Source organism: Bacillus sp. LQ16 (assembly GCF_057784645.1).
On sequence record NZ_CM173491.1, the window covers coordinates 391,225 to 411,226 of the forward strand.

The following is a 20,002-nucleotide window of genomic DNA, read 5'->3' on the forward strand; positions in this document are numbered from 1 at the left end:
GACTTTTTTCTTAAAATTCAATATGTTCATAAAAACATCTGTTTTTCATAAGTATAATTAACCCGAATCGTTTGTAATGTGGGAAGGAGACTGGAACGTTGAAAACATTAGAACTACAAGAGCGCTTAACGGAGATTTTTCAGCATTTACACGAAAACCCTGAAGTAAGTTGGAAAGAATATGAAACGACAGCGTATATTACTGACTTTTTAAAAGAAGAAGGAATTTCATATAGAACATTTGATGATTGTCCAGGTGTAATTGCTGAGATTGGAGGCGGGAATCCAGTTATTGCGATTCGTGCTGATATGGATGCACTTTGGCAAGAAGTAAATGGAGAATTTAAAGCGAACCATTCATGTGGCCATGATGCTCATATGACCATTGTAATGGGACTTATTTTACAATTGAAAAATATGAGATGGAAAAGTGGTACGGTTAGATTTATTTTTCAGCCAGCAGAAGAGAAGGGTAATGGTGCTTTGAAGATGGTGGAGAAAGGTGCTGTAGATGATGCCGATTTCTTATTTGGCGTCCATCTAAGACCAATTGAAGAACTATCTTTGAAACAAGCAGCCCCATCTATTCGCCATGGAGCAGCAGGATTTTTAGAGGGTATGATTCATGGGGAGGATGCACACGGGGCAAGACCACATCAAGGTGTGAATGCAATTGATGTCATTTCCATGATTAATATCGGTTTGAAAAATATTTGGCTGCCACCGCAAAGTTCTTATTCAGTAAAAATGACGAGATGCCAAGCTGGTGGTGATAATTTAAATATTATTCCGGGAAATGGTCATTTCAGTTTAGATGTAAGAGCAGAGAGTAATATACTATTAGAAGAATTAAAGAAAAAGATTGAGCATGTAATAGAATCAGCTGCATCGATGGGATCAAAAACTTCATACGAATGGATGGATCTTGCACCAGGAGCAGAGGTTTCCGAAGAAGCAGAGCGTTTTATGCGTAAAGGTATTCTCGAAGTGTATGGGGAAGAGAGATGTACAGGACCTCTCTATACGACGGGAAGCGATGATTTCCATTACTATACAGTGAAAAGACCACATTTAAAAGCTGTCATGCTTGGACTAGGAGCAGACCTACAACCTGGATTACACCATCCGTATATGAGGTTTGATCATAGTTGTATTATGGATGGGGTAGAAATATTGAAACAAACTGTATTGAAAGTGTTAGAAGACAGGGGCTAGAGAGCTCCTGTTTTTTTGTCGTGAATTGTCGGCAAATCGATATATTTGAAAAACCGTTGATATATTTTGAGTTATGATAGATATATTGAGAAAATCGTTGATATATTTGAAGTTACGATAGATATATTAAGAAAATCGTTAATATAATTTCACGTACCTATTAATTTGATGAAAAATGAGCCTTCAGTACATGGTGTATAATAATAAGTACCATTTTTTAATAGGAGAAAACGAATGAACGAACAATATTACGATGCAGTTTTACATATAAAAACAGTCGGTGAGCAAAAAGGGTTTAACAAGTCTATGCATTATCACCGCTATGAACCGACGCCGTATAGCGGGTTAGATGAGTTATTGAATCAATATGAAATACGAAGTAGCGACCGAATTGTAGACTTTGGGTGCGGAAAAGGGCGATTAAACTTTTATATGCATCATAAATGTGGTGCTTCAGCAGTTGGAATTGAAATGAATGAAGAGTTTTATAAAGAAGCAATGGATAATCGAGATCGTTATGCACGAAAGGCACGAAACAGTAAGGGGAAAATTCAATTCCAATGTTGTTTAGCGCAGGAATATGAGATTGATCCATGCGATAACCGTTTTTATTTCTTCAATCCGTTTTCTGTACAAGTGTTTATGAATGTAGTAAATAACATTTTACTTTCGGTAGAAGAAACGGGGAGAGAAGTGGATATTATTTTATATTATCCTTCTGAGGACTATATTTTTTTCTTAGAAAATCAGACTGCGTTTGAGCTGAAGAAAGAAGTTAGATTGTCAGGTGCTTATGAGAAGAATGGGAATGAGAGGTTTTTAGTTTATACATTAGGGTAATAAAAAAACAGGTGCCAAGGCACCTGTTTTTTTATTAGTTACGGATTAAGTAATCAAATGCACCTAAAGCTGCGTTTGCACCTGAACCCATAGAGATGATGATTTGTTTGTACGGATTATTTGTACAGTCACCTGCAGCAAACACTCCTGGTACGTTTGTAGCGCCGTGCTTGTCTGTTACGATTTCACCGCGAGCGCGTTCAACTGTTTCGCCTAACCAGTCTGTATTTGGCACAAGACCGATTTGTACGAATACACCTTGTAATTCAACGTGATGAACTTCTTCAGTTTCACGATCGATGTAAGAAATACCGTTTACTTTATCAGTACCAGTGATTTCTTTCGTTTGAACGTTTTTCAGAACAGTTACGTTTGGTAAGCTGTTAAGACGCTCTTGTAATACAGCATCAGCTTTTAATTCTGGCATGAATTCAAGAACAGTTACGTGCTTAACGATACCTGCTAAGTCGATAGCCGCTTCAATACCAGAGTTACCTCCGCCGATAACTGCTACGTCTTTTCCAGTGAATAATGGACCGTCACAGTGTGGGCAGTATGCTACACCTTTATTTTTGAACTCAGCTTCACCTGGTACGCCAACATTACGCCAGCGAGCACCTGTAGAAACGATTACGCTCTTACTTTTCAGAATAGCGCCGTTTTCAAGTTCCACTTCAATAAGTTCTTTTTTCTCTAAACGTTTCGCACGTTGTAGATTCATTACATCGATGTCGTATTCTTTTACGTGCTCTTCAAGGCTTGCTACTAGCTTAGGACCTTCAGTCTTTTTTACGCTGATGAAGTTCTCAATGCCCATAGTATCCATTACTTGACCACCGAAGCGCTCAGCAACGATACCAGTGCGGATGCCTTTACGTGCTGCGTAAATTGCTGCACTTGCACCAGCAGGGCCACCACCAACAACAAGAACATCGTATGGATCTTTATCAGAAAGCTCTGATGCATCTGGACCGTTACCCATTTTAGCTAAAATTTCTTCAAGTGTCATACGACCGCTTCCGAAAGATTCGCCGTTTAGGTAAACAGTTGGTACTGCCATGATGTCTTTGCTTTCTACTTCCTCTTTGAATGCAGCGCCATCAATCATAGTATGTGTAATACTAGAGTTAAGAACGCTCATTACGTTAAGAGCTTGTACAACATCAGGACAGTTATGACAACTTAGGCTGATATAAGATTCAAAATGATATTCGCCTTGAATGTTTTTAATTTGATCGATTAATTTTTGTTCAATTTTTGGAGCGCGTCCACTTACTTGTAGTAAAGCTAGCACTAATGATGTAAATTCGTGTCCTAATGGAATACCAGCGAATACGACACCAGTGTCTTCACCAGGGCGGTTTACGCTAAAGCTTGGTGTTCTCTCTAATTCAACTTTTTCTACTGTAATCTTAGATGACATAGTAGCTAATTCGTCTACTAGAGCTAACATATCTTTAGATACGTTATCGTCTCCTGCGCTTACTTTAAGTAAAATATCGTTCTCCATTAACTGAAGGTATTGGGATAGTTGTGTTTTTATATCTGCATCTAGTATCATTTTGATCGAACTCCTTAGATTTTGCCTACAAGGTCAAGGCTTGGTTTAAGTGTTGCAGAACCCTCTTGCCATTTAGCTGGGCAAACTTCACCTGGGTTGTTACGTACGTATTGAGCAGCTTTAATTTTGTTAACAAGAATGCTTGCGTCACGGCCGATACCGTCAGCATTGATTTCCATAGATTGGATAACGCCGTCTGGATCGATGATGAATGTACCACGAGCAGCAAGACCTTCTTCTTCCATTAAAACGTTGAAGTTTGTAGTGATTGTGCGAGTTGGGTCACCAATCATGATGTACTCGATTTTGCCGATAGTTTCTGAGCTATCATGCCATGCTTTGTGAGTGAAGTGAGTGTCTGTAGATACAGAGTATACTTCAACGCCTAAGTCTTTTAGAGTTGCGTATTGGTTTTGTAAGTCTTCAAGTTCAGTTGGGCAAACGAATGTGAAGTCAGCTGGGTAGAAACAAACTACACTCCATTTTCCTTTTAAACTTTCGTCAGTAACTTGGATAAATTCTCCATTATGGTAAGCATTAGCTTTAAACGGTTTTACTTCTGTGCCGATTAATAACATGTTAAAATTCCTCCTAAATGTTGGTTTTGAGCATCAAAAAATAGTGTGCTCATAAAATATATTTTTTAATTAACTATAATAATTCTAATTCGATATTAATTATCATATAGAAGTGGTTATTTTGTCAAGAGAATAAACCAACTTTATACCAATTTAATTAATATTTATTCTCAATTAAGACTAACAGGGAATGGAAAGGTAATTTTAAGTCTATAAATTTTAGATGAGTAGTTGAAAGTTTAGTGTGTACGTTAGAGATAGTGTGTAAGTTTAATTTCTTGGGAAGGAAATATTTCTTAGAAGTTGTAGTTTTGAAAAGGAACTGCTTACTTCTATTTTACAAAGAATTTTGTGATAAATAAAATAAAATGAATCGGAAAATTTTTGAACAATTTTTGTCATCTCAAATATATAATTAGGAAGTATATTACGATGATAGTTAGAAACATTGACTCAAAGTGCTAACAAGATATAATAAAACCTAGATATACCTTTCAAAAAGAAGAATACATATTTATAGGATGAAAAAATTCAACCTATTATTTTTTATAGCTTTTAGAAAACGCTTACAATTAGTATGGAGGGGAAACCATGTCTAAGTTCACGAAGTATTTTTTAATGGAAGCTAAAGATGTGATTGCATATGTGAAAGAGAAATTATCTAAGTTTGAAAATGCAAAGGGGTTACAGTGTAAAGAAATAGGTGATGGCAATTTAAATTATGTGTTCCGCGTTTGGGATGAAAAAGAGAACATGTCTGTCATCGTAAAGCAAGCTGGGGATACAGCTCGCATTTCAGATGAGTTTAAGTTGTCGACGAATCGTATTCGTATAGAATCAGATGTTTTGCAGTTAGAGGATGAGTTAGCACCTGGACTTGTTCCTAAGGTGTATTTATTTGATAGTGTGATGAATTGTTGCGTAATGGAAGATTTATCGAATCACACAATATTACGTACAGCACTTATAAATCATCAAATATTTCCGAGGCTTGCGGATGATTTAACTACTTTTATGGTAAATACACTTTTGTTAACATCGGATGTTGTAATGAATCATAAAGAGAAGAAGGAATTTGTGAAGAATTATATAAATCCTGAATTATGTGAGATTACAGAGGACCTCGTATATTCAGAACCATTTACCAATCATAATAAGCGTAATGAGTTATTTCCGTTAAATGAGGGATGGATTAGGGAACATATTTATAGTGATAAAGAGCTTCGTATGGAAGTAGCGAAACGTAAATTTTCTTTTATGACGAATGCACAGGCATTACTTCATGGTGATTTACATACTGGTTCTGTTTTTGTAAGAGATGATTCTACAAAGGTTATTGATCCTGAGTTTGCTTTTTATGGACCTATGGGATATGACGTTGGGAATGTAATGGCGAATTTAATGTTTGCTTGGGTGAATGCAGATGCAACGATGTCACCTGGAGCTGAGAAAGATACGTATATGGATTGGTTACAAACTACGATGGTAGAGGTAATTGATTTATTTAAGCAGAAGTTTTTAGGTGCTTGGGATATTCATGTGACCGAGATTATGGCGAAGGAAGAAGGCTTTAGCGAAGTCTATTTGCAATCTGTATTAGAGGATACAGCTGCAGTGACAGGTCTGGAATTAATTCGCCGTATTGTTGGATTAGCGAAAGTAAAAGATATTACTTGTATTGGGAATGAGGAAGCACGTGCTAGAGCGGAGCGAATTTGTCTTCAAGTAGCGAAGAGTTTTATTTTACGAGCGAATCAATATAGAACGGGCACAAGTTTTGTGGAAACGTTAAAAGAACAGTCAACGCACTACGCGAAGTAAGGGGAGAATATGATGGAAGAGCAATTAATACCAATTCAGTGGAAAGATGATGCTTTAGTTTTGTTAGATCAAACGTTATTACCAAATGAGATTGTCTATGAATCTTTTAAAACAGCTGAAAGTGTGTGGGATGCAATACAAGTAATGAAAGTACGAGGTGCACCCGCGATTGGTGTTTCAGCTGCTTATGGAGTGTATTTAGGGATAAAGGAATTTGCTGAAAGTACGGAAGAAGGATTTATGGATGAAGTAAGAAAGGTATGTACATACTTGGCGACATCAAGACCGACTGCAGTAAATTTATTTTGGGCGCTTGAAAGAATGGAAAGTGTAGCGACAGATAATGCTCACTTATCAATCTCACAGCTGAAAAATAGATTACTAGAAGAGGCAAAAGAAATTCATAGAGAAGATGAAGAAATTAACCGTCAAATTGGAGAGCATGCATTAACATTATTCCATGATGAAATGGGAGTATTAACGCATTGTAATGCAGGTGCTTTAGCGACGACTAAGTATGGTACTGCGACGGCTCCAATGTATTTAGCGAAAGAAAAAGGATGGAATTTAAAAATTTATTCGGATGAAACGCGTCCTAGATTACAAGGTTCAACGTTAACAGCATTAGAACTGCAGCGAGCGGGTATTGACGTTACTGTTATTACGGATAATATGGCAGCTATGGTCATGTCACAAGGGAAGATTGATGCAGTAATCGTTGGATGCGACCGTGTGGCAGCAAATGGTGATGTAGCAAATAAAATTGGCACATTAGGCGTATCTATTTTAGCTAAGTACTACAACATTCCGTTTTATGTAGCAGCGCCAACACCGACAATTGATTTAAAGACATCGACAGGAAAAGAAATTCCGATTGAAGAAAGAGATGCTTCTGAAGTGATTAATCGTTTCGGACAATATTCAGCTCCGAAAGAAAGTAAAGTATATAATCCAGCATTTGATGTTACTCCACATGAAAATGTAACAGCGATTATTACAGAAAAAGGGATTGTAAAGGCACCGTTTACGGAGAATTTAAAAAAGCTATTTCAATAAGTAGATAAATATAAAAGTCAGTCATCATAAGCTTCATACTTAGGGGGATGTATATGTTATTACAAAAAGAAAGAGAAGAAATTGTAGCGTATGGAAAGAAAATGATTTCTAGTGGTTTAACAAAGGGGACGGGAGGTAATATTAGTATCTTTAATCGTGAACAAGGTCTTGTTGCGATTAGTCCAAGTGGTTTAGATTATTATGAAACAAAGCCTGAAGATGTAGTTATATTAAACTTAGATGGTGAAGTAGTAGAAGGAGAAAGAAAGCCATCAAGTGAACTAGATATGCACCTTATTTATTATAGAAAGCGTGAAGATATAAATGCGCTTGTACACACACATTCTCCTTATGCAAAGACGATTGCATCATTAGGATGGGAACTTCCTGCAGTATCGTATTTAATTGCTTTTGCAGGCCCGAATGTACGCTGTGCGCCGTATGAGACATTTGGTACGAAGCAATTAGCAGATGCTGCTTTTGAAGGCATGATTGATCGCCGTGCAGTGTTACTTGCGAATCACGGTTTAATTGCTGGGGCAAATAATATAAAAATGGCGTTTACTATTGCAGAAGAGATTGAGTTTTGTGCTCAAATTTATTATCAAACAAAAAGCGTCGGAGAACCGAAGTTACTGCCAGAAGACGAGATGGAGAATTTGGCGAAGAAGTTTGAAGGGTATGGGCAACAGTAGAAATCTAACGGAAATGTTATTCAATGTGTATTAAAATGGCCGTGAAAGAATATATATTCTTCCATGGCCATTTTAGGATTTTAATTATTTAGATATATTTTTGAGTTGCGAATCTAATTTCCAAAAACCGATTCCTGAGAATAGTGCTGCTAATGAACCAATAATTGCAGCAATACCGATATCTCCGAACATCATTCCGCCCATTAAGATACCAAAAATTCCAATTAAGATAAGAATAATAGAAATAGCTTTCATTATACGATACTCCTTAAAACGTAAAAGTTATATGTGATAATATAACATTAATAGAGTTTATAATCAAAAATATTTTGTTCAGGAATTGTATTGAGGTAGGAAATATGAATGGTGAATAAAGGGTTAGGAGAAGGAAACGAAAGGAAAAAACATCCTCAAAATTGAGGATGTTTTTACGCTTTCTTAAGCAACAAATACATAAAGTAAGGAGCCCCAATTAAAGCAACGACAATACCTGCTGGAATGCCATTAGGATCAACGATATTTCGTCCAATTGTATCTGCTAATAATAATAGCCATCCGCCAATTAAAACGGCGATAGGCATGAATATTTGATGCCTTGGACCTACTAAAGATTTTGCGATGTGAGGAGCCATTAGTCCAATAAAGCTAATTCCTCCTGTTACGGAAACAGCAGCGGCAGCAAGTGCAACGGCTGCGATTAATAAGTATCTTCGTTCTTTTTCAATTTCAATTCCAACACCGATTGCGACCGGTTCGTTTAATGCTAGAATGTTTAATCGATTTGCTTTATAGAAGACAAATGGGATTAATACAATTAGCCATGGAAGTATTGCTAAAACAAATGTCCAGTCATCTCCCCAAATGTTTCCGGCAATCCATTTTGAGATAAAGTCCACTTTCATACGATCAGCGGATGAAATAAGGACAATCATCGCTCCAGATAGTGCAAATGCAAAACCGATACCAGTTAATGTTAATCGTATTGGTTGAAGTCCAGTTGATTTACTATATGAAAATACGTAAATTAGAACAGCTGTCAGAAATGCCCCAATAAATCCAACGACAGGTAGTAAGTAAAGAAATGAACCTACGTCTATTGGAAAGTATAAAAAGAAAATAGCAACAGCAACACCAGCCCCAGAGTTAATACCAAGAATACCAGGTTCAGCTAAATCATTTCGGGTAATTCCTTGCAGAATAGCCCCTGATAAAGCGAGAGCCATACCAGCTAATAATGTAATGACAATTCTAGGTAGTCTTAAAGAGTATAAAACGAACTCCTCTTTAAAAGTCCCTTGCCCCATTAATGTTGGGAGTAGTCGATCATAAGATAAAGATGCTGAACCAAGTCCCATTCCAACTACAATGGTTGTGATGATTACTATAAGTAAAGCGAGTATAATGAGACGCTGTTTTCTTAAAATAGATTGCATCATGAGAATGTTTTTCCTCCTTTACGTACAATGAATAGGAAGAATGGTAATCCTACAATCGCGACAATTGCCGCAACTGGTGTTTCGTACGGAGCGTTAATAGTACGTCCGATTGTATCTGCAAGTAGCATAAAGGAAGCTCCAGTAATTGCTGACATCGGTATAACAAATCGGTAATCTGGACCGACAATTGGGCGTACCATGTGAGGTACCATTAAACCGATAAATGCCATATTTCCAACAAGCGCTACAGATGCACCTGCAAGTAAGACAATAATGATAAATAAAATAGTTTTAATAACAATAATTTTTTGACCTAGTCCAATAGCCACTTCCTCACTGAAACTAAGAACTGTCAATTTTTTTGCTAGTAAGATAGCGATAAAGATACTAATTGAAATGACTGGAATAATAATTTTTAATTGGCTCCAAGTTGTTCCAATTACGCCCCCAGCAGTCCAAAGTGATACATCTTGTGAAATTTTAAAGTAAATGCCAATTCCTTCTGAAATTGCGAGTAGAAATGCTGAAACTGCAGCACCCGCTAATACAATTCGAAGAGGAGAAAGGCCGCCTTTTTTCACCATACCAATTCCAAATACCATCATTGCGCCAATTGCAGCACCGATAAAGCAAGCTAACGTTAAGTAAAGATAGCTGATGGAAGGATTGAAAGCAAGTGTTAGTGCAAGCGCAGCATTTGCTCCACCAGATAGCCCTAATAATCCAGGGTCCGCAAGTGGATTTCGTGTTAATCCTTGCATAATTGCTCCAGAAACGGCTAATCCAGCTCCTACAAAAATAGCAGCAACTTCACGTGGTAAACGTATTTCTCGAATAATAGATATTTTGTCTCCTTTAGCGGAGGAAGTGAGTGCTAACCATACATCTTTTATCGAAGTATCTGCAGCACCTAATACCATTGCAACCATAAAAATAAGAAAGAATGCAATTAAGCTTAAAATTAGTTTGTATGTAAAAGCTATAGAACGTGGATTATCATGATCTTTTGTCATTCGTTTCACATCTTTTCTGTTCATAGAATAAAGGAAGAGGAATTCTTAAATTAAGAATTCCTCATGTTTGTATTATTTACCAAGAAAGCTCTTCTTGAAGAAGTCTAGTTGGAAATCTAATGTAAGTGGATCATTGAAATAGAATTCCATCATGTTTGCTTCATATACACGATTATTTTTTACTGCTGGGATGTTTTTATATGATTCTGTCTCTTGGAATGAGTTATCAGTATCTTTGTTTTTACTTACGATTAAGTAATCACCAGCAAATTCAGGTAATACCTCAGTAGATAATGCGTAATAACCTTCTTTTAATGCTTTTTCTTTTACTTTTTCAGGCATTTTTAATTTCATTTCTTGGTACAGAATCTCTGTTCCGCGGCCCCAGTTCTCGCCGTATACATAAAGCTGTTTGTTGAAGTTTTCTACAACAGAAACTGTTGCATCTTCACCGATTTTTGCTTTAATTTCTTTACCAGCTTCTTGTGCACGTTTCTTGAAGTCATCAACCCAAGTTTTTGCTTCTTTTTCTTTGTTTAATAACTTACCAATTTCTAAATGCTGTGTTAAGTAATCAACTTTTCCGTAAGTGTATGTTACAGTAGGAGCGATTTTCTTTAACTTATCGACATTTTTAACATTTGATAAACCAATGATTAAATCTGGATTTAGTTCAGCGATTTTTTCAACATTTTCATCTGATACTTCAGCAACATCTTTAAGTTTACTATCAAAACGTGGGTTTTGTTTAGACCATGAATCTACCCCAACAAGATTTACACCTAATGACATTACGTTACCAGCGAATGATGATAGTACAACAACGCGTTTTGGATTTGCAGGAACTTCTACTTTACCATTTTCAGATTGGTATGTAATTGTTTCTGATTTACTACCTTTTGCATCGTTCTTTTTGTCTGTAGAGCCATTGCTACAAGCACTCATAACAAGAACGAAAAGAACTGTTAGTGAAATAAATAACTTTTTCATCGTCTTTCTCCTTTAACATAGATGATATGTGTATACAATAATTTGTTTAACTGTAATCTTTTTGAAAGAGTAGTGGTAAAGCAAAATGATTTATTAAAAATCTTGAATATGAGATTTTATAATATAGTATTAACCATATTAATGAAAGAAGATGTAATCTCAAATTTGCTAATTATTAACAAAATGATAATGATTATCACTATTGATTCTTTAAATAATATAATTTTATATAGGTGTATTGTCAATAGTAATTTTGATTGTAAATTTTGCGGAAACAGGTTATATTTTATTGAGAATGATAATCAATGATTAATAGCTGAGGAGTGAGCACGAATGAATCGAGAAGAATTGTTTGATGTAACCGTGATAGGCGGAGGACCTGCAGGGCTTTATTCAGCTTTTTATAGTGGACTCAGAGAAATGAAAACAAAAATAATAGAATTTCAACCACATTTAGGTGGAAAAATACATGTGTATCCGGAAAAAATGATTTGGGATGTAGGAGGACTATTGCCGGTTACAGGTGATAAGTTAATTGAACAACTTGTACAGCAAGGGTTAACATTTAAGCCGGAAGTTGTATTAGATACAAAAGTAGAATCGATTATTCGTAATCAAGATGGTACTTTTACATTAAAAACAAGTACTGGCGAAGAACACTTTTCAAAAACAGTTATCGTCGCAACGGGAAGTGGTATATTGAAACCGCAAAAGTTATCTATTGAAGGTGCTGAGCGATTTGAAGTATCGAATTTAAATTATACAGTTAAATCTTTAAAGCGTTTCAAAGGTAAAACAGTTATTATTTCCGGTGGAGGCAATTCAGCTGTTGATTGGGCAAATGAATTGGAACCAATTGCGAAAAAAGTGTATGTAACCTATAGAAAAGAAGAATTATCTGGTCATGAAGCACAAGTAAAACAACTTATGAACAGCTCAGCGGAGTGTTTCTTTAATACATCGATTACAAAATTAATTGCTGGTGATAATCATGAAGCGATCGAATATGTAGAATTAACAAATCATGAAACAGGTGAGGTTTCTCACTTACCTATTGATGAAGTTATTATTAATCATGGATATGAACGCGACATTACATTATTAGAAAATAGTGAGTTAGACGTTGCAATTATAGATAATTATTATATTGCAGGTAATGCAAATAGTGAGTCTTCAGTAGATGGATTATATGCTGCTGGAGATATTTTAAAGCATGAAGGGAAACTACACTTAATTGCAGGTGCATTCCAAGATGCTGGAAATGCTGTGAATAAAGCAAAGCAATTTATCCAACCAGATGCAAGTGAGTACGGAATGGTTTCTTCTCATAATGAAGTATTTAAGAAGAGAAATCGCGAACTGATTAAGCAGATGATAAAATAATAAGGAACAAGTATACCCCCACATACTTCTCTATTCAAATGGATGAGAGATGTACGTGGGGGTTTTCCTGTTTACTATATTTTCAATCATTATAATGACACCGGTTTCATCAGTTCATATGATATGAACATTTTTATTGGTAAAGCATCTTAGAAAACAATTTAGCTATGTTTTGCTTACGCAGAACATGGCTAAATTACGCTGTCCCTTTAGCGCGTTCATTAGGAAATGGCATATTTAGTATAGAAGCAATATATTGTTTTCCATGTTTTCGAGCCAATGATTCTAATATTTGACGGACGCGTTTTGTAAGATGGCCTTGTTTTTTGATGGCTTCACAATATGCGTCATAGAAAGCATATTTAGCCCAAAGGAAATCATCTTGTTGGAATAAAAAATGATTTTTGTACCATTCACCAATTGTATGATAACAATTGTTTTCATGTATTGCTGTGCTTTGAGAAAGAAAACGATCAGATAAAGATACATTCAAATGAGAAATTGTGTTTTCTGTTTCAACTTGTAGTGTTTTTTCTAACATTGTAATGATGTGACGAGTAGCCATATGTTAACTCTCCTTTGTGTAAATGGGTAATACCATTCTATATTTAAAAAATTCTTACTATATAATACTATACAATATATGGAATGCATCTACCTGCTTTTTGAACTGCATTTACAAAATCTTTTTTATTTGTTTACAAAAATAAAGTAAAGTAAGATACAGTATAGATGAAAAAATAATAAAGGAATGAACGCATTGTATATAACAGTAGAAGAGACTGCGGAGTATTTGGATTTACCAAAATCGTATATTGAAGAGTTAATTCAGCAAAAGAAAATTCGTGCGCTATTCGATGGAGAGCAATATTTAGTAAATAAAGAACAATTTAATACACATTTAGAACAAATGGAGAAATATAAGCAATTAGTGGAAGAAATATTGAACGAACCAATTCCAGAAGATATGGATGTTAAAGACGAAGATTAAACTATGGAAAATCCCTTATGAAGATATGCAGAAATGTATATTCATAAGGGATTTTTTGTTTGAAGATATCAAAAACATAAGGAGTTTTTAGCCTTTCTTCAAATTTTGATAGGTAGTAGTCTACCATGTTAAAAGCATATTTTTTTCTAGCTAGGACAAACATAGAGAACGTAACCTGTACAGATACATATACTATCAGTGCAAAAGCTTATAAATTAATGGAAGGGGTTTTCTCGTGAGTTTATTTCATTGTGATTTTCTGAAAGACTTAATTGGATCTTTTGTGAGAGTAAACAGGGGTGGTCCAGAATCTCAAAAAGGGACAATAGTCGCTGTATGTTCGGATTACTTTGTATTAAAGAATGAAAAAGGAGAGCTCTATTACTATCAGATTCGTCATCTGAAAAGTATTACAAAAAATGCGAAAGATTGTAAAGCAGATGATTGCAGATGGTTGGAATGTGAATGTGAAGATGACTTTGAAAAGTTACTTCAAAGCTTCAAATATTGCTGGGTGAAAATTAATCGTGGTGGCCCAGAGAAAGTTGAAGGTATTTTACAAGATGTTTCTTGTGAATTTGTGACACTAATTGTAAAAGAAGAAGTTATATTAGTTGCAGTATCTCATATTAAGAGTGTCGCAGTAGCTTGTAGAGAAAGCGAAGAAAGCGACAGTGAAAGCAATAGTGAAAGTGATGATTCGGGTCGAGCTCGCGCACAAAGACAGTCAAGAAGAGGAAGATAATAAGAAAGGAGGATACAAATTTGGAAAGTATATTATGCTGTGAACAAATTAAAGGCTTAGTCGGTGAGACTGTAAAAGTAAATCTTCGTGGACCAGAGAGTCGAGTGGGGGTACTTGTATCGTTAGGAAGAGATTACCTTACATTACAACTTCCTCTTGGTGAATTAGTATATTACCAATTGAAACATGTGAAGAGTCTAGTTAAGAAAGTGAAAGAAAGTAAATGTGGCGATGGCTATGTTTCATGTTTCTGCTCTGATGATGATACTTTTGTCGATGTATTACGTGACTTGAAGTATAAGTGGGTAAAGATTAACCGTGGCGGCCCAGAGTGTGTAGAAGGCCTATTAAGTGAAGTGCATGAAGAATGTATTACGCTAGTAAACGGTGATGAAGTTATTTATATCATTAATTATCATATTAAGAGTGTGAGTCAAGTAGTGAAATGTAAAAAGAATGAAGATGAATAATGTTTAATAAATAAGAGGGGCATTATGAGGGAAAGAGAAGAACAATTTCTTATTTCGATAGTATGAAAAGGAATTACTTACTATTAAGACAGAACATTGCCCTGATTATTTTTTTGAAACGGAAGATAGGAAAGCTGAAATTTATAGGAAGGAGGATATAGATGAATGAGTTAAACAAAAGTATTGGGGAAAATATATATGTTAAATTAATCGGTGAAAAAAGATTTAAGGGTGTATTAATAGACGTAGGAAATGACATTATTGTTCTTTACAATGGACAAGACTATGTATATATATCTTTATATCATGTACAATACTATAAATTTTTAAGACCACATGACGAAGACATACTAAAACCAGATGTTGATTCTGTAATTAAGAGGGAATCCCCTTCAATTTCTTTGAGAAAAGTATTAAGTACTTCTAAAGGGATTTTTACAGAAGTTTATGTAGCAGGAAATGCTCCAATACATGGTTATGTTACAAGTGTGATGAACGACTATATTGTTTTTTATAGTCCGGTTTATAAAACGGTATATATATCTTTAAAGCATTTAAAATGGTTAATTCCGTATAAAGAAAACCAAGTACCGTATGCCCTCAATAAAAATGAACTCCCCGTAAATCCGTTAAATATTACATTAGCTAGAACATTTGAAGAACAGCTTATTAAAATGACTGGGAAAATTATGGTGTTTGATTTAGGTGAGGAGTCCAATAAAATTGGAAAAATGGCGAAAATTGATGAAGGTCATATTGAAATATCAAAAGCACGTGATGCAAAAATGTATGTGAATATTCAACATGTAAAATCCGTCCATTGTCCGTAGATTAGTTGGAAGGGCTGACTTTTTCTTTTATATGCAGAAGAAAAGGTCGAGCCTATTTGTTTTAGTTTAATTTAAAGATGAGGGGAAAAATGAATTGAATATAAATATAGTATAGTGTGATTTTTTAAAAGGTAACTTTACACTAACTTATAAAAATTGTGTACGAGCTATCTTTTTATGTATTCAATTTATTTTTTGAGGAGGAGCTGCTCAACTAATTTATTAAAGGGGTTTTGTTTGTGGAGCAGTTTCCGAATTCGTTATCAATTACATTGCTTGGTAGTGCTGGTGGAGCAGCAAAAGCAGTTTTAGCAATTTTAAATCAAGCGATAGCAAATGAAAAAGATCCAATTTATGAAGTATTAAAGAATGCCAAATTTCATTTGGTGGATATAAAACAAAAAGATAGGACTTATTATGATGAGTTGTTTTCGAATTTGAAAAGTCAATTATATTTATATGAAATAAATCTTCAAAATGTAGTGGAATTTAAACAACATTTAAAAGAAAAAAGAACGAGTGTTGTGATTGATGTTTCAGGGGCAGATACAATTAGAGTATTAAGCTGCTGTAATGAACTAGGAATTTGTTATATTAACTCAGCCTTGGAAAATGAGGCAGTAGATCAGGACGATAGCTTAATCGGCTTTCAGCTTACGGAAAGATATACAAGGTTTGAGAAGGAGAAAGAGAAATTTACAAATACAAAAGCGATTATAGGTTCAGGTATGAATCCAGGTGTTGTTCAATGGATGGTTGTTGAGCTTATGAAGGAACGACCAAATGAAAGGCCAAGAGCATGTTATATTGTAGAACATGACACATCGTTTTTGAATGATACAGCACTTATAAAGCCACATACACTTTATGCTTCATGGGCAGTAGAGCGATTTTTAGATGAAGCAATCTGGAGTTATCCGATGTATATGAGTCATCATCGTCCTCTTTACTTTTATGAAGATGTATATGCTTCAGAGTATAAAGTGAAGTTAGGAGAAAAAGAATTCTATGGTTGTTTAATGCCACATGAGGAAGTATTAATTTTAGGGAAAAACTTTAATATGGAAGTTGGTTTTCTTTACCGAATTAATGAGTATACAACAAATATAATTAGACAGAACTTAGATCAAGTAGAAGATTTATGGAACTGGAATCGTAAAGTGTTTAATCCAGCGGAAGAAGAGGTTGCTGGAGAGGACTTGGTCGGTGTGTTACTCGTTTATGAAAATAGTGAGACATATATGTATAATGTGATGAATAGTAGCCAAGTTTTTCGTAAATATAAAACGAATGCAACGTATTTTCAGGTAGGGTGCGGGATTTATGCGGGCTTGTCCAGTTTACTTTTAGATCAATTTGAACAAGGTGCTTATTACGTCGAGGAGTTGTTATTAAATACAGAAAGTAAGTACGGTGAGTATTTAAATTTATATATGAAGGATTTTGTAATAGGGCATAATAATTTTACGGATGGATTGTTACATGACAGGGTAAGATGGATGTAAGTTGTTACCAAAAGGAAGGAGAGATCTCCTTCCTTTCATTATTATAAGGTTAAATATTGCCCTGAAAGCAATTTCATACTTATACTTTAAGGAGATAACAATGAAAGTTTTTTGTATCGATCAAGGGGAGTTTTTATATGAATAAATACAAGAGCTTGATTTATGAAGAAAGAAGAGCCTTAAAGGTATTTATATTATTATTTTATATTATATTCTTTTTATATGACGCTATATATTATTTTGTATATCCTGCTATGAATATTAGTGGAACAGCGGTAGGTTGGCCAGAAGGTAGTCTTGGGATAGGTGTGCCTATATTTGTAATAGCATTATTTCCTATTTCTATATATCTTCAAAAAAGAGGGTATGTATATTCTGTAAAATATTTATTTTTATTTGGGTACATGTTTATCAATCTTGTGAATAATTTAATGATTTATTTACGAACGGATAGACCTTTTGAACATGGTAGTATGGTAGAAATGTTATTAATTTTATTTGCCCCAGTTTTCGTGAATAGAAAATACTTTTATTTAGTGTCCTTTAGTGTAATTGGAAAGTACGTATTTTTCACATTGCTATTACAAGATTTAAAAGTGGTAATTCCACTTGTTTTATGTATATTCTATTTCATTATTTCACATTCTTTATTAAAACGATTTCAATCTTATGTAAGAACAGTGGTTGAAATGATGAACAATATGAAAGAGACGGAAAATTTAGCTGTGATTGGGACTATGTCTACAACAATTGCCCATGAAATTCGAAATCCGCTAACAGCGTTAAAAGGGTTTACGCAAATGCAAAAAGAAAGAAATCCAACTGATACGATGAGCTACGACATTATGCTACAAGAAATTGAAAGGGTTAATGGATTTGTTAGTGAATTGATGTTGTTAGGAAAACCAAAGCCAACAAATTATGAAAGGTGTAATATACGAGACATCCTTCTATATGTTGTGCATCTAATGGAAAGTTATGCAACGCAATATAGAGTTAAATGTCATATACAAGTAGATGGGAATTTACCGGCTATAAACGGTGATGATAAGCAATTAAAACAAGTGTTATTAAATATCATTAAAAATGGAATAGAATCAATGCCAGAGGGCGGAGAAATTCATATCCGTGCATATCAAAAAACGCAAGGACATTTGTGTATTTCTGTTGAAGACCAAGGATTTGGTATAGAGAATGAGGAATTAGAAAAAATCGGCAAGGCGTTTTACACAACAAAGGAGACTGGTACAGGACTTGGATTAATGATTACATATAAAATTATTAAGGAACATCAAGGGAGTATCACGATCCAAAGTAGTCTAGGAGTAGGAACGAAAGTAGAAATTTTTCTGCCGACCGTTTAATGTATTGGGAGAAAAGATTTTTCAGAAAAGTGTTCTTGTTGTGTAAATATAAACATTTTATAAAATGTTTCAAGAAGGGTTTTTTTTATAAAATACTTCGTTTATAATGGAGGAAAATATCGACATGAGATTGATTGCTCATGTAACGGTTCAGTAGTGTTATGAAAAGATAAGAAGGGGTGCACGCGCATCCTTTTTTCTATGCAGATATTATGAAAGAGGTGGTATGATGGAATTAACATTAAATTCGACTGTATGTTTACACACGATTCAATTTCGAAAAGAGCAAAAGAATTATATTGTAAAAGATACAATTACAGGAGAAAAATATGAAATGCCGCCACTTTGGATTGATGCATTGGCAATGATGCGTGACGGTTTTTTATTGGGGGAAATTGAGGAGAAATTAAAAGAAGAGTATCCATCCGAAGAAGTGAATATGTTAGCATTCACGAGGCAACTGTTAGAACTAGAACTTGTTGAAATGGTAGATGGAGAAGAGATAGCTTGCACAAAGAAGAAAGAGATAGATTGTTTAGCTTGGGTGCGTCCCCGTGTGGAACAATTCTTTCTTAATTTAAATAGAAAATATAGAAGCAAAGACCAATAGTGGCCTTTGCTTTTTTTATAGGCTGTGTTTAAAAAATAACAGCAAATGCTCTTGCGAAAGCACCGTCACTATTTTTAATTTTTAAAGGTGCTGCTGAGAAAAAGAAACGTTTTGTTTCGATAGCATCTAGATTTGTTAAGTTTTCAATTAAGTAAATATTATTCCCTAGTAATATGTGATGAATCGGTGATGTTTCTGTTGTGACTTCATCAGGAGAAATGAAATCTAAACCGATAGATTTTACTTTTAATCGCACTAGTTCTTTAGCTAATTCTTCAGAAAGATAAAATGCTTCTTTCTCATAAGCTTCTGTATTCCATTTGGTGGATAGATTAGAATGAAAAATAACAATATCACCTTCTTTTATATCAGCATTATGCAATACTGCCTTAGGTAATTTTCGTTCTTGAATATGTGTTACATCTATAAGAACAGCTTCGCCTACAAATTGATCCAGCGGTAATCGATCGATGGTCGTTGCGCCTGAAATAAAATGCGCAGGGGCATCACAATGCGTGCCAACATGAACGACAGAATGAAAATCTGTAACTTGATAGCCTGATTCTTCAACACTTGTAACAGCTTCTAGTTGTATTTTAGGTGTTCCAGGAAATTGAGACATATTATTTTCAAATGTTTGCGATAGATCAATTACTTTCATTTTACATACCTCCAATATATGTTTTTCAAATAATAAAAAGCTCATCCTTCAGTATCAAGAAAGATGAGCTTTACATGCTAGTTGAGTTTTATCTTCCAAAATGCAATGCATTTTGCAGGAATTAGCACCTATTCAGTTTGTATAAACTGAGGTTGCTGGGCTTCAAAGGGCCGGTCCCTCTGCCTCTCTTGATAAAGAAGTATTCAGTTTTTAAAATCTGAATTTTCCGATAGTTAAAT

The 20,002-nt window shown here is 34.7% G+C and carries 21 protein-coding genes and 1 riboswitch; of the genes, 13 read left to right on the forward strand and 8 right to left on the reverse strand.

What is annotated here, in order from left to right; translation table 11 throughout:
* The first annotated feature begins 98 nt into the window (after positions 1 to 98).
* Together AC3EMB_RS02015 and AC3EMB_RS02020 are read left to right on the forward strand one after the other, a co-directional pair.
* Positions 99 to 1,214 (forward strand): M20 peptidase aminoacylase family protein, encoded by a 1,116-nt coding sequence (locus AC3EMB_RS02015; protein ID WP_000853516.1) that lies wholly within the window; start codon positions 99 to 101, stop codon positions 1,212 to 1,214.
* 234 nt (positions 1,215 to 1,448) lie between these two features.
* Positions 1,449 to 2,054: an SAM-dependent methyltransferase gene (locus AC3EMB_RS02020; protein WP_095691488.1), complete on the forward strand. Its 606-nt coding sequence runs from the start codon at positions 1,449 to 1,451 to the stop codon at positions 2,052 to 2,054.
* A 34-nt stretch (positions 2,055 to 2,088) separates the two neighbouring features.
* Here AC3EMB_RS02020 and ahpF read toward each other — a convergent pair whose 3' ends face one another.
* Together ahpF and ahpC are read right to left on the reverse strand one after the other, a co-directional pair.
* A complete protein-coding gene (ahpF, locus tag AC3EMB_RS02025) occupies positions 2,089 to 3,615 on the reverse strand; it encodes an alkyl hydroperoxide reductase subunit F (RefSeq protein ID WP_000599499.1) in 1,527 nt (508 codons plus the stop codon).
* A gap of 14 nt (positions 3,616 to 3,629) precedes the next feature.
* Positions 3,630 to 4,193 carry an alkyl hydroperoxide reductase subunit C gene (ahpC, locus tag AC3EMB_RS02030; protein ID WP_000924420.1) on the reverse strand — a complete coding sequence of 188 codons (564 nt, stop codon included), beginning with the start codon at positions 4,191 to 4,193 and terminating at the stop codon, positions 3,630 to 3,632.
* Between the two features lie 591 nt (positions 4,194 to 4,784).
* Between ahpC and mtnK the strand changes: the two genes are divergently transcribed.
* From mtnK to AC3EMB_RS02045, 3 genes are read left to right on the forward strand one after another with little or no spacing between them, the layout of a single operon-like run.
* Complete coding sequence (gene mtnK / locus AC3EMB_RS02035) at positions 4,785 to 6,014, forward strand: S-methyl-5-thioribose kinase (RefSeq protein WP_089170322.1); 1,230 nt, start codon at positions 4,785 to 4,787, stop codon at positions 6,012 to 6,014.
* 9 nt (positions 6,015 to 6,023) lie between these two features.
* Positions 6,024 to 7,070, forward strand: a complete 1,047-nt coding sequence (mtnA, locus tag AC3EMB_RS02040) for an S-methyl-5-thioribose-1-phosphate isomerase (RefSeq protein ID WP_061666185.1) — start codon at positions 6,024 to 6,026, stop codon at positions 7,068 to 7,070.
* Positions 7,071 to 7,123: 53 nt separating this feature from the next.
* The gene (locus AC3EMB_RS02045) at positions 7,124 to 7,765 is read left to right on the forward strand and encodes an L-fuculose-phosphate aldolase (protein ID WP_000926548.1); all 642 of its coding nucleotides are present in this window, start codon (positions 7,124 to 7,126) and stop codon (positions 7,763 to 7,765) included.
* An 84-nt stretch (positions 7,766 to 7,849) separates the two neighbouring features.
* Here AC3EMB_RS02045 and AC3EMB_RS02050 read toward each other — a convergent pair whose 3' ends face one another.
* The 4 genes from AC3EMB_RS02050 to AC3EMB_RS02065 all read right to left on the reverse strand — a co-directional run bounded on the left by AC3EMB_RS02050 (position 7,850) and on the right by AC3EMB_RS02065 (position 11,204).
* Positions 7,850 to 8,020, reverse strand: a complete 171-nt coding sequence (locus AC3EMB_RS02050; protein ID WP_000644466.1) for a hypothetical protein — start codon at positions 8,018 to 8,020, stop codon at positions 7,850 to 7,852.
* Positions 8,021 to 8,193: 173 nt separating this feature from the next.
* A complete protein-coding gene (locus AC3EMB_RS02055) occupies positions 8,194 to 9,201 on the reverse strand; it encodes a FecCD family ABC transporter permease (RefSeq protein WP_095691485.1) in 1,008 nt (335 codons plus the stop codon).
* The gene (locus tag AC3EMB_RS02060) at positions 9,198 to 10,238 is read right to left on the reverse strand and encodes a FecCD family ABC transporter permease (protein WP_141241124.1); all 1,041 of its coding nucleotides are present in this window, start codon (positions 10,236 to 10,238) and stop codon (positions 9,198 to 9,200) included. Before AC3EMB_RS02060 ends, AC3EMB_RS02055 begins: the two co-directional genes overlap by 4 nt.
* Before the next feature lie 48 nt (positions 10,239 to 10,286).
* Positions 10,287 to 11,204 carry an iron-hydroxamate ABC transporter substrate-binding protein gene (locus tag AC3EMB_RS02065; RefSeq protein ID WP_000732579.1) on the reverse strand — a complete coding sequence of 306 codons (918 nt, stop codon included), beginning with the start codon at positions 11,202 to 11,204 and terminating at the stop codon, positions 10,287 to 10,289.
* 333 nt (positions 11,205 to 11,537) lie between these two features.
* Between AC3EMB_RS02065 and AC3EMB_RS02070 the strand changes: the two genes are divergently transcribed.
* On the forward strand, positions 11,538 to 12,587 hold the full coding sequence (locus tag AC3EMB_RS02070) for an NAD(P)/FAD-dependent oxidoreductase (RefSeq protein ID WP_001078267.1): 1,050 nt from the start codon (positions 11,538 to 11,540) through the stop codon (positions 12,585 to 12,587).
* Positions 12,588 to 12,783: 196 nt separating this feature from the next.
* On the opposite strand, the gene AC3EMB_RS02075 is transcribed toward AC3EMB_RS02070, so the two are convergent.
* The gene (locus tag AC3EMB_RS02075; protein ID WP_000235474.1) at positions 12,784 to 13,152 is read right to left on the reverse strand and encodes a hypothetical protein; all 369 of its coding nucleotides are present in this window, start codon (positions 13,150 to 13,152) and stop codon (positions 12,784 to 12,786) included.
* A 186-nt stretch (positions 13,153 to 13,338) separates the two neighbouring features.
* Here AC3EMB_RS02075 and AC3EMB_RS02080 point away from each other — a divergent pair, with 186 nt between their 5' ends.
* The 7 genes from AC3EMB_RS02080 to AC3EMB_RS02110 all read left to right on the forward strand — a co-directional run bounded on the left by AC3EMB_RS02080 (position 13,339) and on the right by AC3EMB_RS02110 (position 19,102).
* The gene (locus AC3EMB_RS02080) at positions 13,339 to 13,578 is read left to right on the forward strand and encodes a helix-turn-helix domain-containing protein (RefSeq protein WP_488517427.1); all 240 of its coding nucleotides are present in this window, start codon (positions 13,339 to 13,341) and stop codon (positions 13,576 to 13,578) included.
* A 235-nt stretch (positions 13,579 to 13,813) separates the two neighbouring features.
* Complete coding sequence (locus AC3EMB_RS02085) at positions 13,814 to 14,323, forward strand: hypothetical protein (protein WP_000051528.1); 510 nt, start codon at positions 13,814 to 13,816, stop codon at positions 14,321 to 14,323.
* A 20-nt stretch (positions 14,324 to 14,343) separates the two neighbouring features.
* Entirely contained in the window at positions 14,344 to 14,793 is a 450-nt protein-coding gene (locus AC3EMB_RS02090) for a hypothetical protein (protein ID WP_000443836.1), read from the forward strand.
* 161 nt (positions 14,794 to 14,954) lie between these two features.
* Positions 14,955 to 15,623, forward strand: coding sequence for an LSm family protein (locus AC3EMB_RS02095; RefSeq protein ID WP_089170326.1), 669 nt, complete (start codon positions 14,955 to 14,957; stop codon positions 15,621 to 15,623).
* Positions 15,624 to 15,862: 239 nt separating this feature from the next.
* Positions 15,863 to 17,128, forward strand: coding sequence for a hypothetical protein (locus AC3EMB_RS02100; protein WP_000434728.1), 1,266 nt, complete (start codon positions 15,863 to 15,865; stop codon positions 17,126 to 17,128).
* Positions 17,129 to 17,265: 137 nt separating this feature from the next.
* On the forward strand, positions 17,266 to 18,492 hold the full coding sequence (locus AC3EMB_RS02105; RefSeq protein ID WP_089170327.1) for an ATP-binding protein: 1,227 nt from the start codon (positions 17,266 to 17,268) through the stop codon (positions 18,490 to 18,492).
* 229 nt (positions 18,493 to 18,721) lie between these two features.
* Positions 18,722 to 19,102 carry a hypothetical protein gene (locus tag AC3EMB_RS02110; RefSeq protein ID WP_000424116.1) on the forward strand — a complete coding sequence of 127 codons (381 nt, stop codon included), beginning with the start codon at positions 18,722 to 18,724 and terminating at the stop codon, positions 19,100 to 19,102.
* A gap of 28 nt (positions 19,103 to 19,130) precedes the next feature.
* Here AC3EMB_RS02110 and AC3EMB_RS02115 read toward each other — a convergent pair whose 3' ends face one another.
* On the reverse strand, positions 19,131 to 19,763 hold the full coding sequence (locus AC3EMB_RS02115) for a cyclase family protein (protein WP_053565367.1): 633 nt from the start codon (positions 19,761 to 19,763) through the stop codon (positions 19,131 to 19,133).
* Between the two features lie 85 nt (positions 19,764 to 19,848).
* Positions 19,849 to 19,961, reverse strand: a riboswitch (SAM riboswitch).
* Between the last annotated feature and the right edge of the window lie 41 nt (positions 19,962 to 20,002).

Excerpts from the sequence above, each read along its gene's own strand:
- AC3EMB_RS02050 (WP_000644466.1), bottom strand. The coding sequence starts at position 8,020 with ATGAAAGCTATTTCTATTATTCTTATCTTAATTGGAATTTTTGGTATC.
- AC3EMB_RS02105 (WP_089170327.1), top strand. The coding sequence starts at position 17,266 with ATGAATAAATACAAGAGCTTGATTTATGAAGAAAGAAGAGCCTTAAAG.
- AC3EMB_RS02110 (WP_000424116.1), top strand. The coding sequence starts at position 18,722 with ATGGAATTAACATTAAATTCGACTGTATGTTTACACACGATTCAATTT.
- mtnK (WP_089170322.1), top strand. The coding sequence starts at position 4,785 with ATGTCTAAGTTCACGAAGTATTTTTTAATGGAAGCTAAAGATGTGATT.
- AC3EMB_RS02060 (WP_141241124.1), bottom strand. The coding sequence starts at position 10,238 with ATGAACAGAAAAGATGTGAAACGAATGACAAAAGATCATGATAATCCA.
- ahpC (WP_000924420.1), bottom strand. The coding sequence starts at position 4,193 with ATGTTATTAATCGGCACAGAAGTAAAACCGTTTAAAGCTAATGCTTAC.
- AC3EMB_RS02055 (WP_095691485.1), bottom strand. The coding sequence starts at position 9,201 with ATGATGCAATCTATTTTAAGAAAACAGCGTCTCATTATACTCGCTTTA.
- AC3EMB_RS02115 (WP_053565367.1), bottom strand. The coding sequence starts at position 19,763 with ATGAAAGTAATTGATCTATCGCAAACATTTGAAAATAATATGTCTCAA.
- AC3EMB_RS02045 (WP_000926548.1), top strand. The coding sequence starts at position 7,124 with ATGTTATTACAAAAAGAAAGAGAAGAAATTGTAGCGTATGGAAAGAAA.
- AC3EMB_RS02080 (WP_488517427.1), top strand. The coding sequence starts at position 13,339 with ATGAACGCATTGTATATAACAGTAGAAGAGACTGCGGAGTATTTGGAT.
- AC3EMB_RS02020 (WP_095691488.1), top strand. The coding sequence starts at position 1,449 with ATGAACGAACAATATTACGATGCAGTTTTACATATAAAAACAGTCGGT.
- mtnA (WP_061666185.1), top strand. The coding sequence starts at position 6,024 with ATGATGGAAGAGCAATTAATACCAATTCAGTGGAAAGATGATGCTTTA.
- AC3EMB_RS02065 (WP_000732579.1), bottom strand. The coding sequence starts at position 11,204 with ATGAAAAAGTTATTTATTTCACTAACAGTTCTTTTCGTTCTTGTTATG.
- AC3EMB_RS02070 (WP_001078267.1), top strand. The coding sequence starts at position 11,538 with ATGAATCGAGAAGAATTGTTTGATGTAACCGTGATAGGCGGAGGACCT.
- AC3EMB_RS02095 (WP_089170326.1), top strand. The coding sequence starts at position 14,955 with ATGAATGAGTTAAACAAAAGTATTGGGGAAAATATATATGTTAAATTA.
- AC3EMB_RS02075 (WP_000235474.1), bottom strand. The coding sequence starts at position 13,152 with ATGGCTACTCGTCACATCATTACAATGTTAGAAAAAACACTACAAGTT.
- ahpF (WP_000599499.1), bottom strand. The coding sequence starts at position 3,615 with ATGATACTAGATGCAGATATAAAAACACAACTATCCCAATACCTTCAG.